Raw genomic sequence first — 23,620 nt, 5'->3', positions numbered from 1 at the left:
ATTTATTGTATTCGCTATTGATAACTTTAAGACTTAGAAAGTGGGGTGAGGCAGTTGCAGGAGTGCAAATAATGGCAACACGGGGCTTTACGGGTAGGAAGAGGTATATTGTATATTTAACTAGTGCTACATAATGACATACCTTAGACCGATCAGTAGTGGCAGGGATGGGCAAAAAGGGCCTCCTACTTTAAACCCTGCAAAAATGCATTCAGGTCCTGTTCTTTTTCCAGCCCAAGCTTTTGTTTGATCCTGTAACGGCTCATTCTGACACTCTTGGCCTCAACATGCATGAGCTGTGCAATCCGGCGTGTATCCATCTGAAGATAGAGATAAGCACAGAGTTTCAGGTCCAGCAGGGTAAGCTTTCGTTGTGCTTTGTCGTTCAACAATTGGAAGAAATCGGCATGTACTTGTTGGATCTGTAGTTTAGCTTGTTCAAAATCCTCGTCCAGGATCATTTCTTCCTTCAATACCTTCTGTATATTTACTTCTGTCCCTTCGGTCAGCTTGTCTTTTAAGTTCGACAGCATCTGGTTTTTATGTTCCAGTTGCAATGCGTTGGCCATTACTTCTTTCTTCAGCTGTTGCTGTTGCATCTCCATCAATTGCTGTTCTGCCTTCAGTCTGGCCTGTTCTTCTTTCTCGAGCTTCAACTGCAGTTCGGAGTCCTGTTTCTCCAGTTGCAGTTGTTTTTCACGCTGTAATGAGTATCGCAGTCTGAAATGATAAGAGCGGAACAGGAAGAAGAGGAATAAGATGGAGACAATGGCAACACAGGCATATAAGATATTTTTTTGCTGCCGGCTTTTCTCACGTTCTTTCAGAAATCGTAGTTCGTTGTTGGCCTTTTCCGTCTGATATTCTATTTCAAGTTTTTGGGCCTTTAGTGCTTTTTGCTGGTCAAAACTTTTGCTGCTGTATTCATTAACGAGCTGCTGGAATTTGAGGGCGTTCTTATAATCTCCGCGGGTCTCATAGAAACTCGCCAGACCTTTCGTCACATTGAGCATTGTATAATAGTAAGGCGGCTGTTGCGTCAGCATCACCTGATAGGCTTCCAGCAGATAGCGTTCTACATCTTGATTCCTGCCATCCCGCTTAGCGTATTCACTCAAAATGCCCAGACTGCTTGCTATTACCTCCTGGCTATTGGGAGCGTCTTTCAGGATTGTTCTCGCCTTATCTGCATAGTGTATGCCTTGTGCCTCAGCCTTGCTATCGGTAGGTGCGAAAAATCTCAGATAATAACTGGCTATATTAATACAGCTTATCGCATAAGCGTAATTGTTTATCTGTTCCGGATAACGGCTGTAAAGTTTCTCTGATTGATCAAGATAATAAAACATGCTATCAAGTGCTGCCTTCTCATGATTACTGTCATATTTATATTCATAGGCAGTGGACATCGCGTTATAGCAATTGCTCAGGAGGCTGTAGTCGTTGGATTTTAACGCATTATGCAGCGCCAGGCTGGCATAGTAATGCACTTCGTTTGCATTGTTCCAGTTTGCGTTAATTGCATATAACTGATAATAGATCTTGGCGGCGATATATGGATCGTCGTGTTCGTTCACTACCGACAGGGCCATCTGGCAATACTTTGCCACAGATTCGGGATGATCAAGCGTCTTAAAAAATAACGCTTGTCCATAATATGCATATGCCATAGCGATAGGCGTATTGGCCTTCTTTGCTGTTAAGAGCAGCGTATCACTCAACTGTCTGATCTGGTCAAGTTCCTGTGCACTGATCTTGCTATGTAGCAGCACAAGATAAGCTTTTGTGGCATCGGTCAGGCTATCTGCGCGCAATGAGATCATGATACCTTTCCGGGCAGTTTCCATCGCCTTCGTGTAGGCTTTATTAACCCGGTAGAACTCCGCCAATTGATTTAAAGACATTACCTTGTCATGGTCGCTTGTTTGGGGATGGGCGATGACTGATTGTAGACTATCGGACATCCTGGTTTGGGCAAAACTACCTAACCAGGCCAGGCAAATAAAAAGCAACAATAAGGATTTCATTTTGGCAAATTACTATAAATCAACAAGAACGGAGTGAAATCTGCAGAAAGCGCTAATCCTTTAGGAATGTGTAATTATTTGAAAAACAATCGACTAAAGAACTTGTAGTCGTTTTGTAGACGCATCGGTCATTGGAAGTAGATATTCTGTAAGGGAGTGACATTTGTTGTAAAAGAGACGCCTGCTCACCTTTGTGTCATGACGAAACATGACTTTGGCCTTTCATTCTGGTCCCTTTATACACTTGGCTTCACCGTAGCGCTGCCCACCTTCCTGTACTACAATGGGGAGTTCGAAGAGGCACCACAAGAGACCGCCAGCGCTGCCTTTTTATACCTGGGCCTCGGCGCTCTCAGCTGGTTGGTTTTGATCGGATTATATTGCCGTTTCTTCATTAAACTGGTATTTACGGATAAATATCGTTTGGAAAAAACCGCCAGAGAAGGAACTACCATTGTGGCAAAAATTGTCGATAAGGTGCAGACCGGTGCTATCAGGGATGCCATCACACTCGACCTCAGGCTGGCATTCAACAATCTTGTCGGAACGCCTGTTGAGCTACGCTACGAGTTGAACGACAGCAGGCCGTTTGAAAAACGTTTCGAAGTAGGTAATACAATCGAAATGAGTGCCAGCGTGAAGGGAAAGGAGGTGATATTAGTTCCGAAATCACTTGATGTCTCACGTAAGAAAGGCGTAGTAATCCTCTATTCCGTCATTTTCCTCCTTTTGCTTGCGGCCGCCATCGTTTATCCCATCTTTTCGTATAGATTGGAAAGTGAGGGATCCGGCTGGCGTTTTCTGAAACTCTATCATCCTTGGATCTTGGTACCGCTGATAAACATGGGTGTCGGCCTTTTTATCATACTGCTGCAGGGCTTTATCGCGAAAGCGTCGGGTGAAGCGGATCAACCCCTTCACATGGTAATGTATGGTATTAAAACCACGGGTAGCATCCTGAGCTTCAGGCAGACAGGCACGTATATTAATGAACAGCCACAAGTGCAATTTGAAATTGAGTATACAGATCACCAGGATACCAGGCGTAAAACTGTCTATAAAAAAATAGTCTCAATACTTGACATTCATAAGCTCGATTGTGGACCTAAAGAAATCATGTTTTTACTGGATAAACCAGAGAGAATTGTATTTTATGAAGACCTCACAGTATAGTATAATTACCATGTTGCTGACCTTCTTCCTTATGACATCATGTAAGGAAGTCCGCAAAAGTATTGACGAAACGCTGCATCCGGTCGCACAGAAAAAGCAAAAACCCGCTGACGATAAGACGTCCTCTTCTTCATCCGTCAGTTTTTCCTCTTCAACTGTATTTTCGTCCACGTCGGAGGAGTATGCTAAAAGCATCTTCGAAAGCGCTGCAGCGCTTGACAGCATACAACTGGCACTGTACAATATGCCCCATCTGAAAGGGAAAAAGCTGTTCTTCATGGCGGGCTTTTATTTTTATGATTACCGGGGAGGCATGATATCTGTGGACCTCCAGGATCCCGACAAACCTGAGAATGTCGATACCTATACCTACAGCAATGGCGCATGGGAAATACAAAAGCCGGTAAAGATGACTGGTATGCAACATTTTCCTCTTGAAATGCTGCTAATGCCTTTGGACGAAGTGAAATTCAGTACAGCAAAAAAAGTGTATGATATAGCAGTGGAAAAGTCGAAAACCATTGAAGGGGCCGAGCCTATACAATTCGTTTATTTTAGCCAGATCAAAGCGGTACATGTGAAGGAATGGTATGTCATGATACAAGGCGCCAGACGTAATTACCGGATTACGTTTGACGTAAATGGGAATTTGAGAGGAGAGAAGTGAGCTTGGCACCGGATTTGGGAAGGAAAATCCGCGGGCAGCAGCAGCGAAATTCATGCTTGGGAAAGATGCTAATTCAGTATCCGGATGGCGGCCCCATAACCAGTGCACAAGATCAGTTTCTCAACTTTACGGAACATTCCTAAACATAAAAAGATATCTTATGAACTTAACACAAAGACACAAGGTTTTTCACAGAACCATGCAAGTGGACGGGTTGGATATTTTTTACCGGGAAGCTGGAAACCCTGAAGATCCAGCCATTTTGCTCATGCATGGGTATCCCAACTCATCCTTTTTGTTCAGAGAATTAATGCCGGTGCTGGCCGCAGAGAATTATTATGCAATCGCTCCTGACTTTCCCGGAATGGGTTACAGCTCTTATCCGACACGGGCAGAATTTCAATATACCTTTGAGAGTTATAGCAACATCATATCTTCTTTTGCAGAGAAGAAGCAACTAAAGAAATTTGCGTTGTACCTGCATGACTACGGATCCGTAATAGGCATGCGTGTTGCCTTAAAGAACCCCGAAAAAATCACAGCGCTTATTTTTCAGGATAGTAACGCCTACGAAGAGGGCCTCGGGAAGGAGTGGGATGCCTGCAAGGCTTACTGGAATAATCCCACGAAAGAAAACAGGGAGAAAATTGGGGAGTTCCTCAATGAAGAAGGTTGCCGCCAGCAATATTTAGCGGGTGTACCGGAGGAGCAGATCCCCCTTTTCAGTCCTGATACCTGGATCCTGGATTGGACCCTTATGGATCGCCCGGGCCATACTGACTCGCTATATGCGTTATTTGAAGACTATCCGAGTCACAGGGCACTCTATCCAAAGTTCCATGAATTTTTCCGCAGCGCTCAGCTCCCTACCTTAGTGATCTGGGGTAAATACGATGCGTTTTACAGTGTGGCGGAGGCGACCTGTTACAAGAGGGATAACCCTGATGCGGAGGTTCATGTTTTCGAAGCCGGGCATAAAGTGTTGGAAAGTCATTTCGAAGAGATAGCTCCAATTATTTTAGATTTTCTGAAGAGAAAGATTGTTTTGAAAGATAGATAGTAATGCTTAACCGTTAAGCGCTGCAGCAAGAAGTTCAAATCCGGGCTTTTTAGGCCGGACGTTGGTCAGGATCGAAATTAGACTAGTTGTGTATATTTGTGTTTAACACACCATATAACTACTAATTGTCAGCAATGCAAGCTATGTTAAAACTATTCCTCACCTTCATCGGATGCTTCTTTACCACATTATCTTTCGCGCAAACACATATCGAAGTAGTCGAATACGATAAATTATTGAACTACAAGGTTAACGAAAATAGATTTGAATTTGGTTGGCTTCCTAACGCTTATGGGAAAATACCTTGCTTTAGAGATTATACAAAAACTGAAATTCATACACAGCTTGTTGATAAAAAAAAGGACTCGGTATTTTACACTTCTACTGAACCTGAACGAAACGGATTGAAGATAATTCCGGACAAAATAGCTTTAGATAGAGAGAACAGAATATTTAATATTAGCGGGCAAATATCCGGAGCATGGGAGTGGGTTACGCCATCTGAATTTGAGATCTTTGTCGGACATAGAACTGATACCGTTTCGGATATCACGGTGTCGCCGAATCTGCATGGCGACATCTACTTTAATGGGACGAAAGTTGAGAAAACTATTGTAATTGCTACCGTACCAGCGTTCTATCTGACAAATTTTAAGAAGTTTGAAGCATATATAGGAGATAAAAAAATGGCAAATTCAGATTATAAGGAAATACTTTTTGATATTAGTGTTGCGGTAGATCAAAAGAGTGTTCTCGTGTTTGGGCTGTCATCCAGGTATGCAGAGATTTTTGAAATCGGAAAGCTGCTCAGCAATCAGCAGTAACAGGAATGTGTTTGTCCCAACGGATGCTTAACTTAACTTCTGATTGATCCGCCTTTTTAACTCATAAAAACAGTTAATGACTGCTAAGGAATTTCAAACTTTTTGGAGATCTAGCTATCCGGATGCTGTTCCTATAGGACATCACTTCAAACACAGTTATTCTCATCGATGGTTTCGCATTCACAGTTTGCCAGATTCCCGCCGTTACCCATCAGACCAGGAGGATTGGGAAATATTGTTAACCAGGCAAAATACAATTTTAACAGATTTTTTTGCTGATGGTTCTGTGATAGCTATCGTAACCGGCGATTTTCATTATGAAGGTTATACCGAGTTGCACCCAATAAATAACGTGGAATCCATTGAGTCTTTTGTGTTTACACGCCTTGAGGCTATTGACCTGCATTTGTATGATGAGGAGAATTATGAAAAAGGTACAACATATATACCAATGTTTACAGAACAGATCTGGTGTCCTCATAGGTTCGATGAATTGCTGAGAGATATAGCAGAAGGTAATCTGGCAGCATTCTTTGTCTCTATCAGCAACAATTGTATTGTAGCTCCTTATGATGGCGGAATGGACATTATTATGAAAGATTCTTTAACCCGTGATTTGTGTAAGGAACAATATAGAGAATGGCTGTCATTCAGAGAAGATGGTTTATGATCCAAACCCTTGTTCGTTGTCTTTCGTGTGGGATGAGCCGATATTAAGCTTTCATAGCATTAATCGCCCCAGATGAACCATATACCTCCAGTATCAACGAGGTATCTCTCAGCTCTTTCTTGTCTTAACACATCGAATGTATTAATAAAGTTACTATACCTTGTGCTATCACCAAAGCTGAAGTGTATGCCATTGATTGTATCCTGCTGTTGAGTAATTTCATGAATGCGGATACGAGCATAATTGAGTTTTATTATGTCATTGTTGTTTTCGCCAGTGAAATGAATTTCCTGATAGGTTCGTAGTTTCGTGTATGGCTTTTTATATATTTTGTTGTAGTTTTCTTCAAATCTTCCAGTGAATAACATCAGATCGATAAATCTCCAACGGGAAGGTTTAGAACAAAATACCTGCAGAACCCAGTATGTAAATACCAGCAGCAATATAGACCATGTAAGAGCAGGCCATATGAAGAAACTATTTCTTTTCATGTTTAGGTGCAAAGTTTTATTATAGATAAAAACTTTGCAATTTTCCATAATAATACTTGTTCCTTGTAGAAAGGTAGCATTAAAGGCCTGGCATAGAAATCATCAACAGTGGGTGGCGGCAGACTAAAACAAAAGGCGCCTTTCTGTGAAAGACGCCTTTTTAAAGTTGTTATTTTCGGTTGTATATCCCTAGTGTGCTACTAAGCCAATGCTTCCGCTTTGTACCCCACCTTTGCTATAGCCTGTTGTATTTCTTCTTTTCCTGCCTTATCAGTTGAAACGGTCAGTACTTTGTCTGGGCTCTGCAGATCCACTTCCCAATTATCCTGTCCTGCTACTTCATTTAATACTGGTGTAACTGTGGCAATACAACCTGAACATTTAATATTAGTCTTAAACTGTACTGTTTCCATTTTATTTATTCTTTAAAAGTTAATTAGTGTTTATTTGATGATGTAAAGTTACTACAGGCGTGACCCTGATGTGTTACACATTTGTCTGTAACTTTTATATAATTATTGTCAGTCAATTTCGACGGTTACATCTTCAGTCAGGGGATAGCTTTGGCAGAGCAGGATTAATCCTGCCTCCAGGTCAGCTTTTCTCAATGCGTAATTGCTGACCATATTCACTTTCCCGGAGGTAATCCTGGCGGCACATACACCGCAGGTGCCAACTTTACAGGAATAGGGAAGGGGTATCTTCTCTTCCAGGGCGGCGGTAAGAATAGTCTTGCCTGGATGCACTTCTAACAGGTTGGATTGTTCGTAGAAATGAAGTAATACCTCCTGCATCTCAGCTGGTAGATCAACCTGGTCTGCGGCTGGTTCGGGAGAGAACCACTCCATGTAGATGTTGTCATCTGGCACCTGCTGCGCTCCCAACATATCTTTATGCATGTTCATCAGGCCGGAGGGACCGCAGATAAAATAATGAGCGGCATCAAGCGTATCTCCCACGGCTGATTTTATCAGCTTCCTGCTAACAAGCTTATTTATCCTTCCTTTGATGATAGATGTTGCTTGTATATTGCTATCACCAGGCTGCGAAATGGCGTAGTGAATCTTTACTCTTTCCGGATGCTGGATCGCCCAATCTTCAATTGCCTGTCTGAAAATGATCTCATCTTTAGAGCGGACGGAATAGACAAGAGTAATGCTGGTTGTTGTTGATTTATCAATCAATGAGCGGCCAATAGAAAACAGGGGAGTGATCCCACTTCCACCGGCCAGCAGTACAACGTGATCGGCATTATATGTATCTGATGTAGGTGAAAATGACCCAAAGGGGCCAGTTACCTGCCAGTTTTTGATCTGGTCAGCATTATCAACGATGTAACTACTCATTATACCTCCCGGCACTTTTTTCACCGTGATAGCTGGCTGGAGATCCTTGTCAGGCAGGGAGCTTAAAGAGTAGGACCGTGTAACTGAAACTCCGTCAATGACCAATGTAACATTGATAAACTGTCCGGGTTTATATACAAGGGGATGTCCTTCTGTGTTAAATACTATCGTTACAACGTTCTCTGTTTCATGGATGATCGCTGCTGTGTGCCATATCTGTGCATTCATTCTTCCGTCAATTTTCTAAACATACTTTTAATTATAACCGTGCCGCTTTCAGGCGTAAACTGTTACTCACCACGCTCACAGAACTAAGGGCCATGGCCGCACCGGCGATCATTGGATCTAAGAGGAAGCCGTTGATAGGGAAAAGTAATCCGGCAGCCAAAGGTATTCCAATTAAATTATAAATAAACGCCCAGAAGAGGTTCTGCTTAATTGTACGGACGGTTTGCCGGGAGAGTTTCAGCGCTTTAGGGATACTGTTCAGGTCTGAGGTGATCAATGTCATCTTGGCCACATCCATAGCAATGTCTGAGCCCTTACCCATGGCTATACTTACGTCGGCCTGTGCCAGTGCCTGGGAATCATTGATACCATCGCCCACCATTGCTACCACTTTGCCCGCCTGCTGCAGTTCTTTCACAAATGCTGCTTTATACGATGGCAATACTTCTGCTTTGTAGGATTTTATACCCACTTCCCTTGCCACAGCTGCAGCAGTATGCTGGTTGTCGCCGGTGAGCATATATACTTCTATTCCACTGCGCTGCAGGGCCTGGATAGCCTGTCTGGAAGTTTCTTTTATTTTATCTGCAATGGCAACAATGGCGAGGAGCGCTTTGGCATTCGCAAAGTAAATCACTGTTTTGGCCTCTTCCTGCAGCTTTGCAGCTTGTGTGGCCAGGTGGCTGTTAACAGTAATGCCGTTTTCATCAAGTAAACGCTTATTGCCTACAAAATAGGTCTGACTGTTATGATCGCCTTTTACACCTTGTCCGGTAAGGCTTTCAAAGTTTTTCAATTCTGCCGGTCCAATGCCGGTACCTGATAAATAGGCTGTCACGGCTTCAGCCAGCGGATGTTCAGACTGATGTTCCAGGGAATATAGTACGGATTGATGCATCTGACGATCAGTTTCCGTGCCGTCCCAGATGATGTCAGTAACTACAGGTTTACCTTCGGTAATAGTACCTGTTTTATCCAATATAATTGCATTCACTTTGTGTGCGAGTTCAAGGCTCTCTGCATCCTTGATCAGGATATTATTTTCTGCGCCTTTTCCGACGCCGACCATAATGGCCGTAGGAGTAGCCAGACCAAGCGCACAGGGACACGCTATCACCAGCACTGTAACAGACGTCAGCAGGGCATGTGTAAACGCATTATCTCCGCCTAACACCATCCAGGATACGAAAGTCAGAATAGCGATACCTATTACTACCGGTACAAAGATTCCGGCGATTTTATCCACCAGTTTCTGTACAGGGGCTTTGCTACCTTGTGCTTCCTGTACCATTTTTATAATGTGGGCAAGGAGTGTATCTGTACCCACTTTCTCTGCAGTGAAACGGAAGCTGCCTTTCTGGTTGATAGTACCGGCAAATACGTTATCGCCTTGCTTCTTGGCAACGGGCACAGGTTCACCAGTGATCATGCTTTCATCCACATAAGATTCGCCGGAGGCCAGCTTACCATCTACCGGGATCTTTTCTCCGGGCTTTACCAGTAGCAGATCACCTTTTTTTACTGCGGCGATGGGTACTTCCGTTGTACTGCCGTCCCCGCCTACCAGTAAGACTGTTTTGGGCTGTAACCCGATGAGTTTTTTTATGGCTGAGGATGTATTGGACTTGGCTTTCTCTTCCAGCAGCTTTCCCAGTGATATAAAGGCAATCACTACGGCAGCTGCTTCAAAGTAAACATGCGCATGCAGACCTCGCTGATGCCAGAACTCAGGATATATGGTATTAAATGCGCTGAAGATCCATGCTATACCGGTGCTGAGTGCTACAAGTGTATCCATATTGGCTTTCCGGTGCGTAGCTTGTTTCCAGGCATTGAGAAAGAAACTGCGGCCCAGTATGAACACCACGGGTGTAGCCAGGACCATCATGATCCAGTTGGCATAAGGCATATTCATAAAGAACATTCCTATGATCACTATCGGCAGAGACAGCACAGAAGACCATATGGTTCTCCGTTTGATTGCCTGGTAATGCCTGCGTTGCGACTCTTCTTTAACTTCTTCCTGGTTTTCCTTTTCAATGACAAGATCGTAGCCGATGGAGCGAACGGCACTTTGCAGTGCTTCGCGGGTGACGTTTTTGTGGTCATATTGCACCCACGCGCTTTGGTTGGCGAAATTAACACCGGCATCTTCCACACCGGGGACTGACTTCAACATGGATTCTACGCTGACAGCGCAGGCTGCACAGGTCATTTCTAATACAGGGAATGTTTCCTTTGAACTTTCTGTTTTCTTCCTTTTAGTAACAGTAGTTTCCTGCTGTACTGATATAGCTGTTGACATATTTCCAGATTTTTCACAAAGCTATGCCAGTTATAGGGGAGAGATGTTACACTATTACGTTTGATTTGTATATAATCTTAAGGCTGGGCTTCCTTGCCATCGTGTGATAAAACCAGCTTCGTCTTCCTGATATCCTTAAAATAAGACGGATTCAGGCCTGTATTGGTCTTAAACTGGCGGGACAGGTGTGCCACACTGCTGAATCCAAGTTTGTAAGCGATATCCGTGAGCGTTTCGGTTGTGTAAACCAGCAGTTCCTTGGCCTTCTCAATCCGGTATTCCATGATGTACTTTTCCAGGGTTACGCCTTCGGATTCAGAAAAAGCATTGCTGGTGGTGTTATAGTCTTTGTTGAGGGTATCTTCTACCAGATCGGAGAAACGGAAATCAGCAGGGAAGTCATAGTTCCCGGAATAAACCTGTTCAACAAGCGCTTTTATATCACGTATCAAACTGGTCTTCTTATCTTCCAGCAAAGTAAATCCGAGTGCTGCCAGCCGTTTACTGAGGGTGGCAATATCTGCGGCAGACAGTGCGGATATGGTGGTAACTTCTCCCAGGTGGATGTTCGCAACGGGGATGTTTAGTTCCCGGAACAGATCTCTGACCATTAAAATACATCTGTCGCAAACCATCCCTTTTATGGAAACTTTATAATTGCTCAGCATAAGTGCGGACTATTTGAACATTTGTAAAGGTCTGAAAGGATGCGAGGAATATTGTTATAGAATTTTGGAAAAAGTTTATATAATTATCAGTATCAGTAGTTTATCAGTCGGTTACGCTGGCAATTCTCTCGTCCTTATGTTGCCGATTCATTTGAAAATCGTTTAAACCTCTAATTAGCCAGCCTTTTAAACAAAGCAATTACGCCTTTAAAACAAACCCGCCTGTTGATGATGACGCTAATTTTGGGGCATCAAATTTTAAATCATGAATGAATCAGATCAGGTTTTAGTCACCGGTGGCTCAGGTTTTATAGCCAGTAATTGTATTGCCGAACTGCTAAGAAAAGGTTACCGTGTAAAAACATCCCTACGGTCTTTAAATCGTATACCTGAGGTAAAACAGATGCTGTCTGTCGCAGGTATTACCAATTTTGAACTATTGTCTTTTGTTCAGGCCGACCTTTCCGACGAAGCGGCCTGGAGGGGAGCAGCAGAGGGCTGTCGCTATGTCATACATCCGGCTTCACCTACACCAAATTTCATTGCAAAGCATGAAGATGAGTATATCGTACCGGCTGTTAACGGCGTATTGTATGTGCTGCGGGCAGCAAGAGCCGCTGGTGTGAAGCGGGTGGTGTTAACATCTGCTTTCGGAGCTATTTGTTATGGGACTAATAAGAAGACACCATACACAGAAGAAGATTGGACGGACTTGTCAAAAGATATTCCTGCGTACCAGAAATCAAAGACCCTGTCTGAGAAAGCAGCGTGGGATTATGTAAACGGCGAAGGTAAAGGTCTTGAGCTTGCCACAGTTAACCCTGTTGGCGTTTTAGGGCCTGTTCTTGGCGCTGATTATTCACATTCTATCGGGTTTATCCATCAAATGTTGAACGGTCAGCTAAAGGGGGTTCCCAAGATTAAATCCGTGTATGTAGACGTTCGGGATGTGGCCGATTTGCACATAAAGGCCATGACTCATGCGGAAGCTAATGGCCAGCGATTTCTGGCTACATCGGGACAGTCCATATCCCTGTTAGATATTGCAAATATATTGCGAGACGAATTTGGCAATAAGGCAGCGAAAGTTCCACAAAAGGAGATCGCCAGCTGGATACTAAGGATTGTTGGGTTGTTCAATCCAAAGATCAAATTAATTGTCCCGCATCTGGGTATGGTGAAAGACGCCAGCCATGAGAAAGCTACTCGAATGCTCAACTGGCAACCGCGAAGTAATAAGGAAGCTGTCAAAGCGACTGCAGAAAGCCTGATCAGGTTAGGACTGGTCAAATAATTGCTCATACCAGGACAGCATGATGCATAGCGACTGGCCCATTATAGCAAGTATCAAGCAGTTTCTTAACTTTAAGTCATGGAATACCCGGGCGCAAACGTAAAGGGACGGATATTCGTCTCGTGTAAAAAGGAAAAGCATTATAGCAGGGAACTGATACTGGACCAGCATGCGCTGGTCTATGTAATTACAGGCACCCTGGAATTATCTTATGCTCATCAGACGCATACCTTCGGACCAGGAACCACCCTGCTCATTCCCAGGAACCAATTAGGCCGGATGGCTAAATTGCCCGAAAATAACGAGTCATTCCGTTCTATATCCATTTTGTTTCCGGAGGAACTACTTCGAAAGTTTTATGCGGCACGTCCCGAAAATCCGGCTCATGGAAAATGGACGGGGCATTTAGCACTTGAACAACACCCGCTGCTGGTAAGCCTTTTTACTTCGCTGATCCCTTATTTTGAAATGCAGGATGAACTACCACCTGAGCTGACGGAGATAAAGATTGCTGAATGCCTGACGGTGCTTGATGCGTGCAATCCGCAGGTACAGCGCTTGCTCAGTTCCTTTCAGGAGCCCGGCAAAATGGATCTGGCGAGCTTCATGGAGCAAAACTTCCTGTACAATCTTTCCCTTGAGAAGTTTGGCTATCTGACCGGCCGCAGCTTGACGACCTTTAAAAAGGATTTTCAGAAGGTCTTCAAAACTACACCAGGCCGTTGGCTGACGCAAAAACGCCTGGAATTTGCGCATTATCAGATCGCAGTAAAGAAGCGTAAGCCTACTGATATTTTTCTCGAGGCGGGATTTGAGAACCTATCGCATTTTTCCTTTGCGTTTAAAAAGCAGTTTGGTTATAGCCCTGTGGCCGCGGGTAATTTGCCTTGAATACCAGTATTTGGTGCCGTATAGACCCCAGAAATCACGTTAAATCTACAATAACGGTGATAGCGTGTCTTTTTCTCATGTAATATGTGTAAAATTTACAATTCTTTTTGTAATTTAATCGGCAGGCATTGATCCGGGTTAGTATCGACGTTATGAACACATCCCAATAGATACCGGCGAACAGCTAACAAAGCCCTGTGATCAACCCATTTATTATCGTCCAAAATCACGTATATGAAGAACATTCAAACCAGTAAGTTATTCTGGGCAAGTTGCCTGGCATTGTTAGTGACGTCACTTTCCTTCGGTATCCGCGCGGGAATGATGAACCAATTAGGAGCGGATTTCCAACTGAACGCGACTCAGCTGGGTACTATTACAGCGACCGCTTTCTGGGGTTTCCCGCTGGCGATGGTCATTGGCGGTGTTGTAGTCGACATCATCGGTATGAAACGCCTACTGGTCATTGCGTTTCTGTTTCACCTGACCGGTATTGCACTCACCATTTTTGCGCAGGGGTACTGGACGCTGTTTTTCTCCACACTGTTGATCGGTATTGCCAATGGTACAGTAGAGGCGGCCTGTAATCCGCTGGTGGCAACACTTTACCCTAATGAAAAGACAACAAGGCTGAACTATTTCCATCTTTGGTTTCCGGGAGGTATCGTGATCGGTACGCTCGTAGTTACCTTGTTTGTGAAGCTAAACCTGGGCTGGCAGTTGCAGGTAGCTACCATGCTGATCCCTACGCTGATCTATGGTTTCCTGTTTTCACGCCTTGATTTTCCGCTTACTGAAAGGGTTTCATCAGGTTATTCCGAGGCTGACATGTACAAGGCTGTACTTTCGCCACTGTTCATCTTCATGCTCCTTTGTATGTTCATGACTGCGATCACAGAACTGTTTACCGGTCAATGGATAGGCCTGCTGCTGAAAAATGTGACCGACAATGCGCTGCTGTTGCTGACGCTGACAACTGGCATCATGGTGGTTGGCCGGGCCTTCGCCAAGCCGATCGTTAAAAAGCTGGCACCACAGGGTGTTCTCCTGTTTTCAGCCATTTTTGCCGCAGTGGGGCTTTATATGCTGAGCACATTTACAGGAAGCTCTGTGTTTTTCGCTGCTTTGATCTTTGGTATCGGGGTATGTTACTTCTGGCCAACCATGATCGGTTTTGTTGCAGAGAATATCCCGCAATCCGGTGCACTGGGGCTTAACCTGATGGGGGGCGCCGGCATGTTCGCCGTGTCTATATACACTATGTTCATGGGCGGATTTTATGACGGTTTGATTGTTAAGCACCTTCCCGCCGGTGCTCAGCTGGCCACTTATACGGGCGCGGCCGAGGGAACTCCCGAAGCTGCCGCGCTGAACGAGGCGAAGAATCTTGCAGGGCCTGAAGTATTGCAAGTTACTTTGGTGCTGCCTATTATCCTGATTGTCGCTTTTACAGGTCTGGTGGTTTACATGAGATCCAGAAAAGCCAGGCAAGTAGCTGCTGCGCAGACTATTTCATAAGAGTTATTGATTGATCATAAGAAAAGCCATTAAACGTAGTTATTGCTATGCTTAATGGCTTTTCATTTAAGAGGTTTATGGGGAATGTCTGGAAGATGCTTTTAATATTGAAATACTGCTTCTGATGTAAAATATCCCGGGTTATTATCTATCGTTGTTTTGCATTTCAGTTTGTCAAGGCGGCCATCCAGAATGGAGAAAAAGTATTCATACTCGATCGGTCCTGTGGATCTTCCCGTTTCTTTAATCTTTTTAGGAAGTCTGTTCAATGTAGCTAGAACTACCGGATCAAAAATTTCGTGTGCCTGATGTTGATATAAGGGATGTAGCAGTGCATACGGATTTATATAAACTGAGTCAGATTGACCTTCTATCACTCTTACACGTGTTTCCGCAATATTTCCTGATTCGTCAAAATGTTCGGTGACGGTCTTTGCAATATTTTGGGAAGCATCATAAGTGAGGTCACTTTGCCATGAGACTTTTAACGTACCGTTTATCAGCACCCAGCATTTCACGTGCACTATTTTTCCTTCGGCATTATAAGTGTAAGCATTTTTACTCGTCTCAACCCCATTGCTTATTTGGCTTAGCTGAATGACCCTGTTGTGGTTATCATAGGAGTATGCAGCATTCCTGGCACCTTCGTCCCGGGTGCTTTCCAGCTTGTCCTGGCTGTAAGCAAAAATGGTTTTATATTTTGACGGAAGATTGCTGCTGCCGGACAGGTAATAGTTTATGGAACTATCCTGGTTATAGAAGAACTCCAGCTGATGTACAACACCTACGTCCCATTTTACAGCTTTTACGAGTTCATATTGTTTTGGTACGTCCGGCCTCTCGTCAGGATCAGTTTCATCCTTCGAACAATTCGTGAAAACGAAGGAAAAGGACAATGTCAGAAGCAAGATTGATTTTTTCATAGTCTTTTAATGTATTGGGGGTATGGTGCTACAGCCTATTTAAAAAGGTAGGTAAAATTGAGCATTTTTAAAATAAAATGCAATTGGATTAGCATGTTAAGGGAAGAAATAAAGCTAAAAATTGTCTAGTGGTCAGCTAATACCCGCAAAGACTACATATGCTAACTTCAGCGGGAACTCAAATAAAACCGCGATCACGTTGCAATTAAAGTCCTTTAATTTTAGCTCCTATTGCCAGCACCTTTATATATTATATGATATAATCCCAACTTAAATAATAAAGTATGAAACACCCTATTAAAGCATTGCTATGCGCTGTAGCATTTAACATGCTGCTTTTTTCATGTACGAAGGAAATAAAGCAGGCAGATGATCAACAGGAAATTCCAACGGAAGTCATTAACAAGATTAAAAGCGAAGGTTTCAGCACGCATCAGGTCCGGAAAGTGAAAGACGGATATGTAGTAGAAGGAGACATATTTCTATCCAACCAGTGGCTGAATGAAAAGTCAAAATCCACCGTATTGCGAATCGCCGGTACAGAGCAATACAGGACCAATAACCTTATCACCGGCCTTCCTAGGGTGCTTACGCTGTCTATCTCCGGATTACCTGCAACTTATACTGCAGCTTTGGATGCAGCCATTGCACGTTACAATAGTCTGAATCTCCGTCTGTCGTTCCAGCGTGTTGCATCTGGAGGCGATATTGCTATCCAGTATGCCTACCTTGGACCTGGTGTACTAGGACAATCGGCCGGTTTTCCTAACAGCGCTGGTAATCCGCCGAGTCCCATTTTGCTCAATTCTAATGTGATAGGTAGTAATCCTAACCAGGGCTGGCTGACTACTATTATCGCACATGAGATTGGCCACACGATTGGCTTACGACATACTGATTATTTCAACAGAAGCTACAGCTGTGGCTTTTCTAACCCTAATAATGAGGGCGACGGTGGTGTAGGGGCTATCCATATTCCGGGTACACCTACTGCAGAAGATCCGAACAGCTGGATGCTTGCCTGCAGCGATGGTAGCGACCGTCCTTTTAATGCCAACGATGTGATTGCATTGAACCATCTTTATGGAAACACGTCAACTGGCAGCGGCTCAGTGATCGGCGTTAGCGTATTATCGAATGGCGCTATACTGGGTATCGGGCTTGATAACGATCTATATACAAGAGCAACGCTTTACAGTCCATGGGCGTTTGTGCCGAATAGCGGTGATGTGATAGGGATAACTGTAATGCCGGATGGTACCATACTTGGCATTGGCCTGGATAATGATTTGTATACGAAAGCAACACTCAGCAGTCCATGGGCATACGTTCCCAATAGTGGCGATCTACTGGCGGTGACTGTACTCCCCGATGGTACTATACTTGGCGTTGGCCTTGATAATGATCTGTATACGAAAGCAACACTCAGCAGCCCATGGGCATACGTTCCCAATAGCGGCGATTTACTGGGTGTGACTGTACTGCCCGATGGTACTATACTTGGTATAGGACTGGACAACGATCTGTATATCAAAGCAACACTCAACAGTCCATGGGCGTTAGTACCCAACAGCGGCGATGTAATTGCAGTAACAGTAATGCAGAACGGTACTATACTTGGCGTTGGGCTGGATAAGCAGTTGTATACCAGGGCAACGCTTAACAGTCCATGGGTGCATGTTCAATGGTAGATTCATTTGCATTGGGTCAAAGATGCATTTTACTCTGAAGGGGGTAAGAATGTACGGAAATAAAAGTCCCGACGGTAATGCCGGGACTTTTATTTCCGTACGTTTGTCTTAGATGCGAATGGCAGGTTATCTTCCTGAGTGATCAACAAATGCCATCCCTGTTTCGCCTATTATTATCAACACCAGGCACATTTGCCGGCTGGCGGTTATCCAGTGTAGTCATATAAATCTGACTTTATTGCTGGATTCACTTAAAATATAAATATTGGGTCAATAAATTTACCTTACTTTGGAATTTTACGGCAGAAATATTGCCTGCATTTCCGGTTCACAACGCATAATTCCGGCTGGCGCAGGAAATATAAAACGAAGTAACCAATGAGAAAAACACTGATCTTAATTTTAGTTACAATATTTTCAGTTGCCGCAATCTGCGCACTGGTTTATTATATAAAGATGGATGGTTTTGCTTTCGCCTGGGCGCTGAATTGCTTATTGATGCTATGTGTGTCTGTTTTTACCAGTGTACTAAAAAGTAAACTCAATTCTTCCTATTATCATGAAGAAAGATGGGAACGAAAAGGGAGAATATACGAATACCTTGGAATAAATTTTTTTAGGAAACTATTGGTTTGGACCGGTTGGGAAAAAGTGATTAGAAAATCTTTCCCCATAGAAAATAATAGCAACGCTTTAATTAACTTATATTATCAAACCAAAAAATCTGAACTCGATCACGTTATTATCTTGCTAATAGTTCTTGGGTTTAATGTTTTTGTGGCTTTCAAATTTGGAGTTCTCAAATCCTTGTGGCTGCTTATACTAAATGTCTTACTAAACCTTTATCCAATTTTTCTTCAACGATATAATCGTCCGCGAATAGAAAGAGTTGTTAATTTAATTAAACGGCGATAAAGATGCGTTAGGTTAGGGGAGAAGAGGAGTTTCAACGTGGAGTTATGAAAAAAAGGAACCTCGTAAATCTTGCGATGTACGAGGTTTTTAACTTTTCTGGAACCACAGGTATCAGCATCCCGGACCAAATCATTTAAGATTTAACTCCTTTGATTATTCCAATAAGTCAGAATGAAGTTAGACTGTCCTGCCTATTCATAATTTGATACTTCCAATGTGAACAGCATTGTTTTACCATAGTCATTAACCTATCATTGCTGATGGCAATTAGGGCAGGTGGTTTGCTCCAGAGACGTCAGACAAACGTCTCCTTTTGGTTTCGGTTGACTGAGATTAGCAATTTTGATTTTTACCAGTTGGAGTTTTTTGGGAGTTGTCTTCTTTTTCATGGTGATAATGTTTTAATCAATAGTCCTCTCCTGTCTTTAGCCTGGGAGCAATGCCATGGAGTGGTTGTTCAGCATATAATCGAGCGCTGAAATATTTCAGCTTGTTTTATTGCAGGTGATATGCAGGGTGAAGAGGTCATTATCATGGGTAACAACATTTGACCTGATCCTTTACCGGGTTAAGCGTTTAGGTGATTTGGAAATAGTAGTTAGAACTAATTTAATGAAAATTTTTCAATGTTGAAGGTTTGGTTGAAAGAATAGGGAGTGAATAGCAAATCCTGGTAGTCGAACCACTTCGACCTGATCGGAAAAAATTAGCGCAAATACCCCAATCATGGCAATCTTTTAGCGTTGTATATTTCCACAATATTGTTTGATCGATTGATCTTATAAAAAAGCAGCCAGGCGTATTTTTTATCGACTATGCAAAACTCCCGCTGTTCCTGTCCGGACGATAGATATACAAGATCGTTCAATGCCGGATATTTACAGTCATATACCTGAAAGTTTGGACCCATTGGAGTGCTGACAAGGAGCAGCCAATAATTGTGTCCATTATCCAGGCGTGGCAATTCTTCATCGTATAACTGTTTAAGACTGCAACGTCTGGTTAAAGAACCATGTTTTAATAACCCTGCCCTGTTGTCGGATTCAATAAAGTTGAGGAGGGTGGATTTAAATAGTATAGTGACTATTTTTTTTACTACTTCAGGTCCAGCCCTAAAAGGATCTTTAAAGCCGTCCGGGAAATTCCTTTTTACCAAGTCGAGTTTTTCATTCCAATACATTCTTCGAGATTATTTATGGTTCGGGACTGCTTTTCTATGGCATGTTGTAAATCATTCCTATTAGCACCTATCAGTGGCTTTTCAAAAAATCTCCGTCAATAATGAGCAGTTTAACACCATTTTCGGATACTGACCGGTGAGAGCTCAGTTCATCTGAAACGACATAGGTCATACCTTGTGTCAGCTGAAAATTGTCTCCGTTTTTAAGTTCGCTTACAAATGCGCCCTCAAGACAATGAACTATATGGCCTTTTTCACACCAGTGATCTGCCAAATAGCCTTTGGAATATTCTACGAGACGAATTCTTAGTCCGTTAAACTCGATGGTTTGCCAATATGCAGTACCTGTCTCGCCCGCATGTACTGTTTTTTCAATACTGGCCCAGTCTATTGTCTGAAATGGTATGTTGGTCATGTAAATGTTATTTTGAATTGATTCCAATGTATGATTTTTCATCCATTAAGCCATAATAGGTCAGGGGTAATACAACCCGATTCCCTTTATTCAGCAGTTGTAATCCAGCGAGTCCACTGACCGTCTTTTTCGTTGCTCTTGCCATCTTTATTTCCTGTCTGGGTTTGTTTGGACTAGCCTCATTTATAGCAGAGCAGCGTACCAAAGTAAGTGAGCATCCGTATTCGTTTTTCTGTTAATATTATATGATTATTTTTCCCGATATTAGCGGCGCATTAAAGATCGCATCTGAAAACCTACGTTGTGACTCGTGCAGGGAGTCATCTTCTTCGACAACTTAACAAGATATTTTTAAACGTAAAACCTATCTTAATAAATGGGTCAAAAGTTAGATCATAAGGAATTCATGGTTTTTACCAATTACCCTAAGATGTTGCTGGATACCATAGACTGGTATAATGGCATTTATAACACAGATTTTAAAATCGCACGATTTGTACGGGATGATGTCAATTATGCATGGGTATCGTATTCGAAGGCGACTGACTTCGACTTATTTCAGCTAGCTGCCAATTATGGCAGAGTGCTCGAGGCACATGATAAAACATTTACCGCCCAAATGCCCCCTGGTTTTTTTGACGACAAGTATGGGTGGCCGTTGGAATAATTGCTCGAACTGTCCGTTTTACTATTTTGGAAGGTGGGTTCAAATAGTATAGTGACAGTAACACCTAGCCAGTCTGATTGTACCTGACCTTTCGAAAAGCCGCTGCGGCTGAAAGCGGACGACCATGTCTCAGAATCGGACATTTGTAAAATATACATATATGTATCGAATTGATTAATTTATTATAGTGATCTGGCATTTTCTTCGCGTTTAAGATTAAAACAATAAAATAGCAATGCTCAAAAGCTATCTTAAATTATGCTTTCGCAATTTGTTTGGCAGCAAATTGTACTCGGCCATTAATATTGTTGGTTTGGCTACAGGAATGGCCGTAGCATTGCTAATAGGACTATGGATATGGGACGAACAATCCTTTGATACTTATCACAGTCAATACCATCGGCTGGCACAAGTGATGGTCAATACTACATCCGGAAATAAGATCTACACAGGTGCTACTACTTCCATTCCAATGGGAAATGAGTTGCACAACAAGTATGGTGCTGATTTTAAATACGTTTCCTTTGTTTCTGGTCAGGGCAAGCATATATTGTCTGTGGGAGAGAAAAAGATATCGCAAACGGGCATATGGGCGGAAGCCTCCTTTCCTGTTATGTTCACATTAAAGATGTTAAGAGGAGATGTTGATGGGTTGAAGGATCCTTCTTCCGTTCTGTTGTCGCAATCAGTGGCCGAAGCACTTTTCGACGGAGCTGATCCGCTGAACAGCACTGTGCGGATAGATAATAAAATGGAGATGAAAGTAGCAGGGGTATATGAAGATCTACCCGGTAATACAACAATGCGTGACGTAAAGGTCCTGCTTCCCTGGGCTACCTATGTCAACAACACGGAGAGCTGGATAAAAGATGCCCAAACGCAATGGGACAACCACATGTGCCAACTGTATGTGCAGCTGAATGATCATGCCGACCTGGATAAAATAAGCGCCAGGATCAGAGACATTCCTGTGCCTCATATCAGTTATTCCAGGGAAGAGTTACTATTGCACCCTATGAATAAGTGGCGTTTATACAGTGAGTTCAGGGATGGTAGCGTGGTTGGCGGCCGTATTCGGCTGGTACGGCTGGTGGGTGTTATAGGTATATTTGTGTTGCTGCTGGCAAGTATTAATTTCATGAATCTCTCTACCGCTAGAAGCGTAAAGCGCAGCAAGGAGGTAGGTATACGCAAAGCCATTGGCTCGTTACGCCAGCAGCTTATCGGCCAGTTCTTAACTGAGTCGCTGGTCGTCTCATTCCTGGCATTAGTGTTGGCGGTTTTATTGGTGCAGTTATCGCTTCCCTTCTTCAACGGCCTGTCGGACAAAGTAATATCAATTCCATGGAGGCAGCCACTGTTCTGGGTGCTTATTTTGAGTTTTACAGTTATTACGGGACTTGTTTCCGGAAGTTATCCTGCTTTTTATTTATCCGGCTTTGCTCCTGTAAAAGTGCTGAAAGGGGCTTTCCGGGCCGGACGTTTTTCAAGCCTTCCCCGCAAGGTATCGGTAGTGGTGCAGTTCACCGTATCGGTTACATTGATCATAGGCACGCTTATCGTTTATCAGCAGATACGACATGCCCGCAACCGGCCAGTGGGCTATACACGTGAAGGCTTGATCACTATTGATATGAATACGCCGGATATGAGCGGTCATTACGATGCCATTAGAAATGACCTGTTGGCAACAGGGGCAGTGGCTGAGATGGCGCAATCAAACAGCGCTCCCACAGAGGTATCGTCCAACAATATTGTTGACTGGAAAGGTAAAGATCCGAATATAGTGGTCAGTCCGGGTACCATTGCCGTTTCGCATGACTTTGGCAATACGCTTGGCTGGAAAATTATAGAAGGACGTGATTTTTCCAGGAGTTTTCCATCGGATACGGGTGCTTTTATATTGAATGAATCAGCGGTTAAGGTGACCGGTTTCAAGCATCCAATTGGACAGGTCATGCGATGGCAGGGGAAAGATCATGTGATCATCGGGGTAATAAAAGACATGGTGATGGAATCGCCCTATCAACCCATAAGGCCTACGATCTTTCATTTACAGCCTTCCTGGGCGCGTCTGATAACGATACGAATAAAACCTGATGTACCGCTGCGTGAGGCCTTGGCTAAAATAGAGACTGTATTCAGCAGGTATGATCCAGGAAGTCCCTTTGTATATAAGTTTACGGATGATGAATATGCTAAGAAATTTAATGATGAAGAACGTATTGTTAACCTGACCGCCTTTTTTGCTGCTCTTGCCATCTTTATTTCCTGCCTGGGTCTGTTTGGACTGGCATCATTTATAGCAGAGCAGCGTACCAAAGAAATAGGTATACGAAAAGTGATGGGCGCATCGGTATTCAGTCTCTGGAAGATGCTGTCAAAAGATTTTGTAGTACTGGTAATTATCTCTTGCGTAATAGCTATCCCACTAGCCTGGTATTCTCTTCATCAATGGTTACAACAATATGAGTATCGCACGCAGATCTCATGGTGGATTTTTGCAACGGCTGCCATAGGCGCATTAGTGATTACTTTGCTAACGGTAAGTTATCAGGCAATAAAAGCTGTAATAATGAATCCTTTAGGTAGCCTGAAAGCAGACTAAGTAATGTTTTAAAAGACGAAAGCCCGGCAGCTACCGATGCTGCGCTTATGAGCATTCGA

Annotated in this window: 21 protein-coding genes; 12 read left to right on the top strand and 9 right to left on the bottom strand. The window is 43.3% G+C overall.

Translation table 11 applies throughout. The annotated features are described in order from the left end of the window. Positions 1-185: 185 nt before the first annotated feature. Positions 186-2,027: a helix-turn-helix transcriptional regulator gene (locus tag L3C95_RS18240; RefSeq protein ID WP_236389614.1), complete on the bottom strand. Its 1,842-nt coding sequence runs from the start codon at positions 2,025-2,027 to the stop codon at positions 186-188. A gap of 198 nt (positions 2,028-2,225) precedes the next feature. Between L3C95_RS18240 and L3C95_RS18235 the strand changes: the two genes are divergently transcribed. From L3C95_RS18235 to L3C95_RS18215, 5 genes are all read left to right on the top strand, one after another. Then, a complete protein-coding gene (locus tag L3C95_RS18235) occupies positions 2,226-3,200 on the top strand; it encodes a hypothetical protein (protein WP_236389613.1) in 975 nt (324 codons plus the stop codon). Further along, positions 3,181-3,867 carry a hypothetical protein gene (locus L3C95_RS18230; RefSeq protein ID WP_236389612.1) on the top strand — a complete coding sequence of 229 codons (687 nt, stop codon included), beginning with the start codon at positions 3,181-3,183 and terminating at the stop codon, positions 3,865-3,867. Before L3C95_RS18235 ends, L3C95_RS18230 begins: the two co-directional genes overlap by 20 nt. Before the next feature lie 160 nt (positions 3,868-4,027). Then, the gene (locus L3C95_RS18225) at positions 4,028-4,927 is read left to right on the top strand and encodes an alpha/beta fold hydrolase (RefSeq protein ID WP_236389611.1); all 900 of its coding nucleotides are present in this window, start codon (positions 4,028-4,030) and stop codon (positions 4,925-4,927) included. 134 nt (positions 4,928-5,061) lie between these two features. Next, positions 5,062-5,751 carry a hypothetical protein gene (locus L3C95_RS18220; RefSeq protein WP_236389610.1) on the top strand — a complete coding sequence of 230 codons (690 nt, stop codon included), beginning with the start codon at positions 5,062-5,064 and terminating at the stop codon, positions 5,749-5,751. A 76-nt stretch (positions 5,752-5,827) separates the two neighbouring features. Next, the gene (locus tag L3C95_RS18215) at positions 5,828-6,421 is read left to right on the top strand and encodes a hypothetical protein (RefSeq protein WP_236389609.1); all 594 of its coding nucleotides are present in this window, start codon (positions 5,828-5,830) and stop codon (positions 6,419-6,421) included. 59 nt (positions 6,422-6,480) lie between these two features. On the opposite strand, the gene L3C95_RS18210 is transcribed toward L3C95_RS18215, so the two are convergent. The 5 genes from L3C95_RS18210 to L3C95_RS18190 all read right to left on the bottom strand — a co-directional run bounded on the left by L3C95_RS18210 (position 6,481) and on the right by L3C95_RS18190 (position 11,402). Continuing rightward, complete coding sequence (locus L3C95_RS18210) at positions 6,481-6,912, bottom strand: hypothetical protein (RefSeq protein WP_236389607.1); 432 nt, start codon at positions 6,910-6,912, stop codon at positions 6,481-6,483. A gap of 200 nt (positions 6,913-7,112) precedes the next feature. After that, complete coding sequence (locus tag L3C95_RS18205) at positions 7,113-7,325, bottom strand: heavy-metal-associated domain-containing protein (protein WP_236389605.1); 213 nt, start codon at positions 7,323-7,325, stop codon at positions 7,113-7,115. A 108-nt stretch (positions 7,326-7,433) separates the two neighbouring features. Continuing rightward, entirely contained in the window at positions 7,434-8,486 is a 1,053-nt protein-coding gene (locus L3C95_RS18200) for an iron-sulfur cluster-binding domain-containing protein (RefSeq protein ID WP_236389604.1), read from the bottom strand. 31 nt (positions 8,487-8,517) lie between these two features. Beyond that, complete coding sequence (locus tag L3C95_RS18195; RefSeq protein ID WP_236389602.1) at positions 8,518-10,791, bottom strand: heavy metal translocating P-type ATPase; 2,274 nt, start codon at positions 10,789-10,791, stop codon at positions 8,518-8,520. A 77-nt stretch (positions 10,792-10,868) separates the two neighbouring features. After that, positions 10,869-11,402: an AraC family transcriptional regulator gene (locus L3C95_RS18190; RefSeq protein ID WP_236389601.1), complete on the bottom strand. Its 534-nt coding sequence runs from the start codon at positions 11,400-11,402 to the stop codon at positions 10,869-10,871. Between the two features lie 322 nt (positions 11,403-11,724). On the opposite strand from L3C95_RS18190, the gene L3C95_RS18185 reads away from it, so the two are divergent. The 3 genes from L3C95_RS18185 (at position 11,725) to L3C95_RS18175 (ending at position 15,162) form a co-directional block, all read left to right on the top strand. Then, complete coding sequence (locus L3C95_RS18185; protein WP_236389600.1) at positions 11,725-12,753, top strand: SDR family oxidoreductase; 1,029 nt, start codon at positions 11,725-11,727, stop codon at positions 12,751-12,753. A gap of 78 nt (positions 12,754-12,831) precedes the next feature. After that, a complete protein-coding gene (locus tag L3C95_RS18180) occupies positions 12,832-13,644 on the top strand; it encodes a helix-turn-helix domain-containing protein (protein ID WP_236389599.1) in 813 nt (270 codons plus the stop codon). A 234-nt stretch (positions 13,645-13,878) separates the two neighbouring features. Beyond that, positions 13,879-15,162 carry an MFS transporter gene (locus L3C95_RS18175; protein WP_236389598.1) on the top strand — a complete coding sequence of 428 codons (1,284 nt, stop codon included), beginning with the start codon at positions 13,879-13,881 and terminating at the stop codon, positions 15,160-15,162. A 101-nt stretch (positions 15,163-15,263) separates the two neighbouring features. Here the strand turns inward: L3C95_RS18175 and L3C95_RS18170 are convergent, their stop codons facing one another. After that, entirely contained in the window at positions 15,264-16,085 is an 822-nt protein-coding gene (locus tag L3C95_RS18170; RefSeq protein ID WP_236389597.1) for a hypothetical protein, read from the bottom strand. A 284-nt stretch (positions 16,086-16,369) separates the two neighbouring features. Between L3C95_RS18170 and L3C95_RS18165 the strand changes: the two genes are divergently transcribed. Beyond that, entirely contained in the window at positions 16,370-17,776 is a 1,407-nt protein-coding gene (locus L3C95_RS18165) for a M57 family metalloprotease (protein ID WP_236389596.1), read from the top strand. Positions 17,777-18,154: 378 nt separating this feature from the next. Further along, positions 18,155-18,691, top strand: coding sequence for a hypothetical protein (locus L3C95_RS18160; protein ID WP_236389595.1), 537 nt, complete (start codon positions 18,155-18,157; stop codon positions 18,689-18,691). A gap of 724 nt (positions 18,692-19,415) precedes the next feature. On the opposite strand, the gene L3C95_RS18155 is transcribed toward L3C95_RS18160, so the two are convergent. Together L3C95_RS18155 and L3C95_RS18150 are read right to left on the bottom strand one after the other, a co-directional pair. Next, complete coding sequence (locus tag L3C95_RS18155) at positions 19,416-19,871, bottom strand: hypothetical protein (RefSeq protein WP_236389594.1); 456 nt, start codon at positions 19,869-19,871, stop codon at positions 19,416-19,418. 70 nt (positions 19,872-19,941) lie between these two features. After that, positions 19,942-20,286: a DHCW motif cupin fold protein gene (locus tag L3C95_RS18150; protein ID WP_236389593.1), complete on the bottom strand. Its 345-nt coding sequence runs from the start codon at positions 20,284-20,286 to the stop codon at positions 19,942-19,944. A gap of 376 nt (positions 20,287-20,662) precedes the next feature. Here L3C95_RS18150 and L3C95_RS18145 point away from each other — a divergent pair, with 376 nt between their 5' ends. Both L3C95_RS18145 and L3C95_RS18140 read left to right on the top strand, forming a co-directional pair. Next, complete coding sequence (locus tag L3C95_RS18145) at positions 20,663-20,953, top strand: hypothetical protein (protein ID WP_236389592.1); 291 nt, start codon at positions 20,663-20,665, stop codon at positions 20,951-20,953. Between the two features lie 235 nt (positions 20,954-21,188). After that, positions 21,189-23,561 (top strand): ABC transporter permease, encoded by a 2,373-nt coding sequence (locus tag L3C95_RS18140; RefSeq protein WP_262915887.1) that lies wholly within the window; start codon positions 21,189-21,191, stop codon positions 23,559-23,561. Positions 23,562-23,620: the final 59 nt, after the last annotated feature.

The sequence above is a fragment of the Chitinophaga filiformis genome (genome assembly GCF_021646545.1).
Lineage (GTDB): Bacteria > Bacteroidota > Bacteroidia > Chitinophagales > Chitinophagaceae > Chitinophaga > Chitinophaga filiformis_A.
The sequence above is the reverse complement of the archived record's forward strand: the minus strand, read 5'-3'. Positions and strand labels throughout refer to the sequence as shown.

Excerpts from the sequence above, each read along its gene's own strand:
- L3C95_RS18240 (WP_236389614.1), bottom strand. The coding sequence starts at position 2,027 with ATGAAATCCTTATTGTTGCTTTTTATTTGCCTGGCCTGGTTAGGTAGT.
- L3C95_RS18235 (WP_236389613.1), top strand. The coding sequence starts at position 2,226 with ATGACGAAACATGACTTTGGCCTTTCATTCTGGTCCCTTTATACACTT.
- L3C95_RS18230 (WP_236389612.1), top strand. The coding sequence starts at position 3,181 with ATGAAGACCTCACAGTATAGTATAATTACCATGTTGCTGACCTTCTTC.
- L3C95_RS18225 (WP_236389611.1), top strand. The coding sequence starts at position 4,028 with ATGAACTTAACACAAAGACACAAGGTTTTTCACAGAACCATGCAAGTG.
- L3C95_RS18220 (WP_236389610.1), top strand. The coding sequence starts at position 5,062 with ATGCAAGCTATGTTAAAACTATTCCTCACCTTCATCGGATGCTTCTTT.
- L3C95_RS18215 (WP_236389609.1), top strand. The coding sequence starts at position 5,828 with ATGACTGCTAAGGAATTTCAAACTTTTTGGAGATCTAGCTATCCGGAT.
- L3C95_RS18210 (WP_236389607.1), bottom strand. The coding sequence starts at position 6,912 with ATGAAAAGAAATAGTTTCTTCATATGGCCTGCTCTTACATGGTCTATA.
- L3C95_RS18205 (WP_236389605.1), bottom strand. The coding sequence starts at position 7,325 with ATGGAAACAGTACAGTTTAAGACTAATATTAAATGTTCAGGTTGTATT.
- L3C95_RS18200 (WP_236389604.1), bottom strand. The coding sequence starts at position 8,486 with ATGAATGCACAGATATGGCACACAGCAGCGATCATCCATGAAACAGAG.
- L3C95_RS18195 (WP_236389602.1), bottom strand. The coding sequence starts at position 10,791 with ATGTCAACAGCTATATCAGTACAGCAGGAAACTACTGTTACTAAAAGG.
- L3C95_RS18190 (WP_236389601.1), bottom strand. The coding sequence starts at position 11,402 with ATGGTCAGAGATCTGTTCCGGGAACTAAACATCCCCGTTGCGAACATC.
- L3C95_RS18185 (WP_236389600.1), top strand. The coding sequence starts at position 11,725 with ATGAATGAATCAGATCAGGTTTTAGTCACCGGTGGCTCAGGTTTTATA.
- L3C95_RS18180 (WP_236389599.1), top strand. The coding sequence starts at position 12,832 with ATGGAATACCCGGGCGCAAACGTAAAGGGACGGATATTCGTCTCGTGT.
- L3C95_RS18175 (WP_236389598.1), top strand. The coding sequence starts at position 13,879 with ATGAAGAACATTCAAACCAGTAAGTTATTCTGGGCAAGTTGCCTGGCA.
- L3C95_RS18170 (WP_236389597.1), bottom strand. The coding sequence starts at position 16,085 with ATGAAAAAATCAATCTTGCTTCTGACATTGTCCTTTTCCTTCGTTTTC.
- L3C95_RS18165 (WP_236389596.1), top strand. The coding sequence starts at position 16,370 with ATGAAACACCCTATTAAAGCATTGCTATGCGCTGTAGCATTTAACATG.
- L3C95_RS18160 (WP_236389595.1), top strand. The coding sequence starts at position 18,155 with ATGAGAAAAACACTGATCTTAATTTTAGTTACAATATTTTCAGTTGCC.
- L3C95_RS18155 (WP_236389594.1), bottom strand. The coding sequence starts at position 19,871 with ATGTATTGGAATGAAAAACTCGACTTGGTAAAAAGGAATTTCCCGGAC.
- L3C95_RS18150 (WP_236389593.1), bottom strand. The coding sequence starts at position 20,286 with ATGACCAACATACCATTTCAGACAATAGACTGGGCCAGTATTGAAAAA.
- L3C95_RS18145 (WP_236389592.1), top strand. The coding sequence starts at position 20,663 with ATGGGTCAAAAGTTAGATCATAAGGAATTCATGGTTTTTACCAATTAC.
- L3C95_RS18140 (WP_262915887.1), top strand. The coding sequence starts at position 21,189 with ATGCTCAAAAGCTATCTTAAATTATGCTTTCGCAATTTGTTTGGCAGC.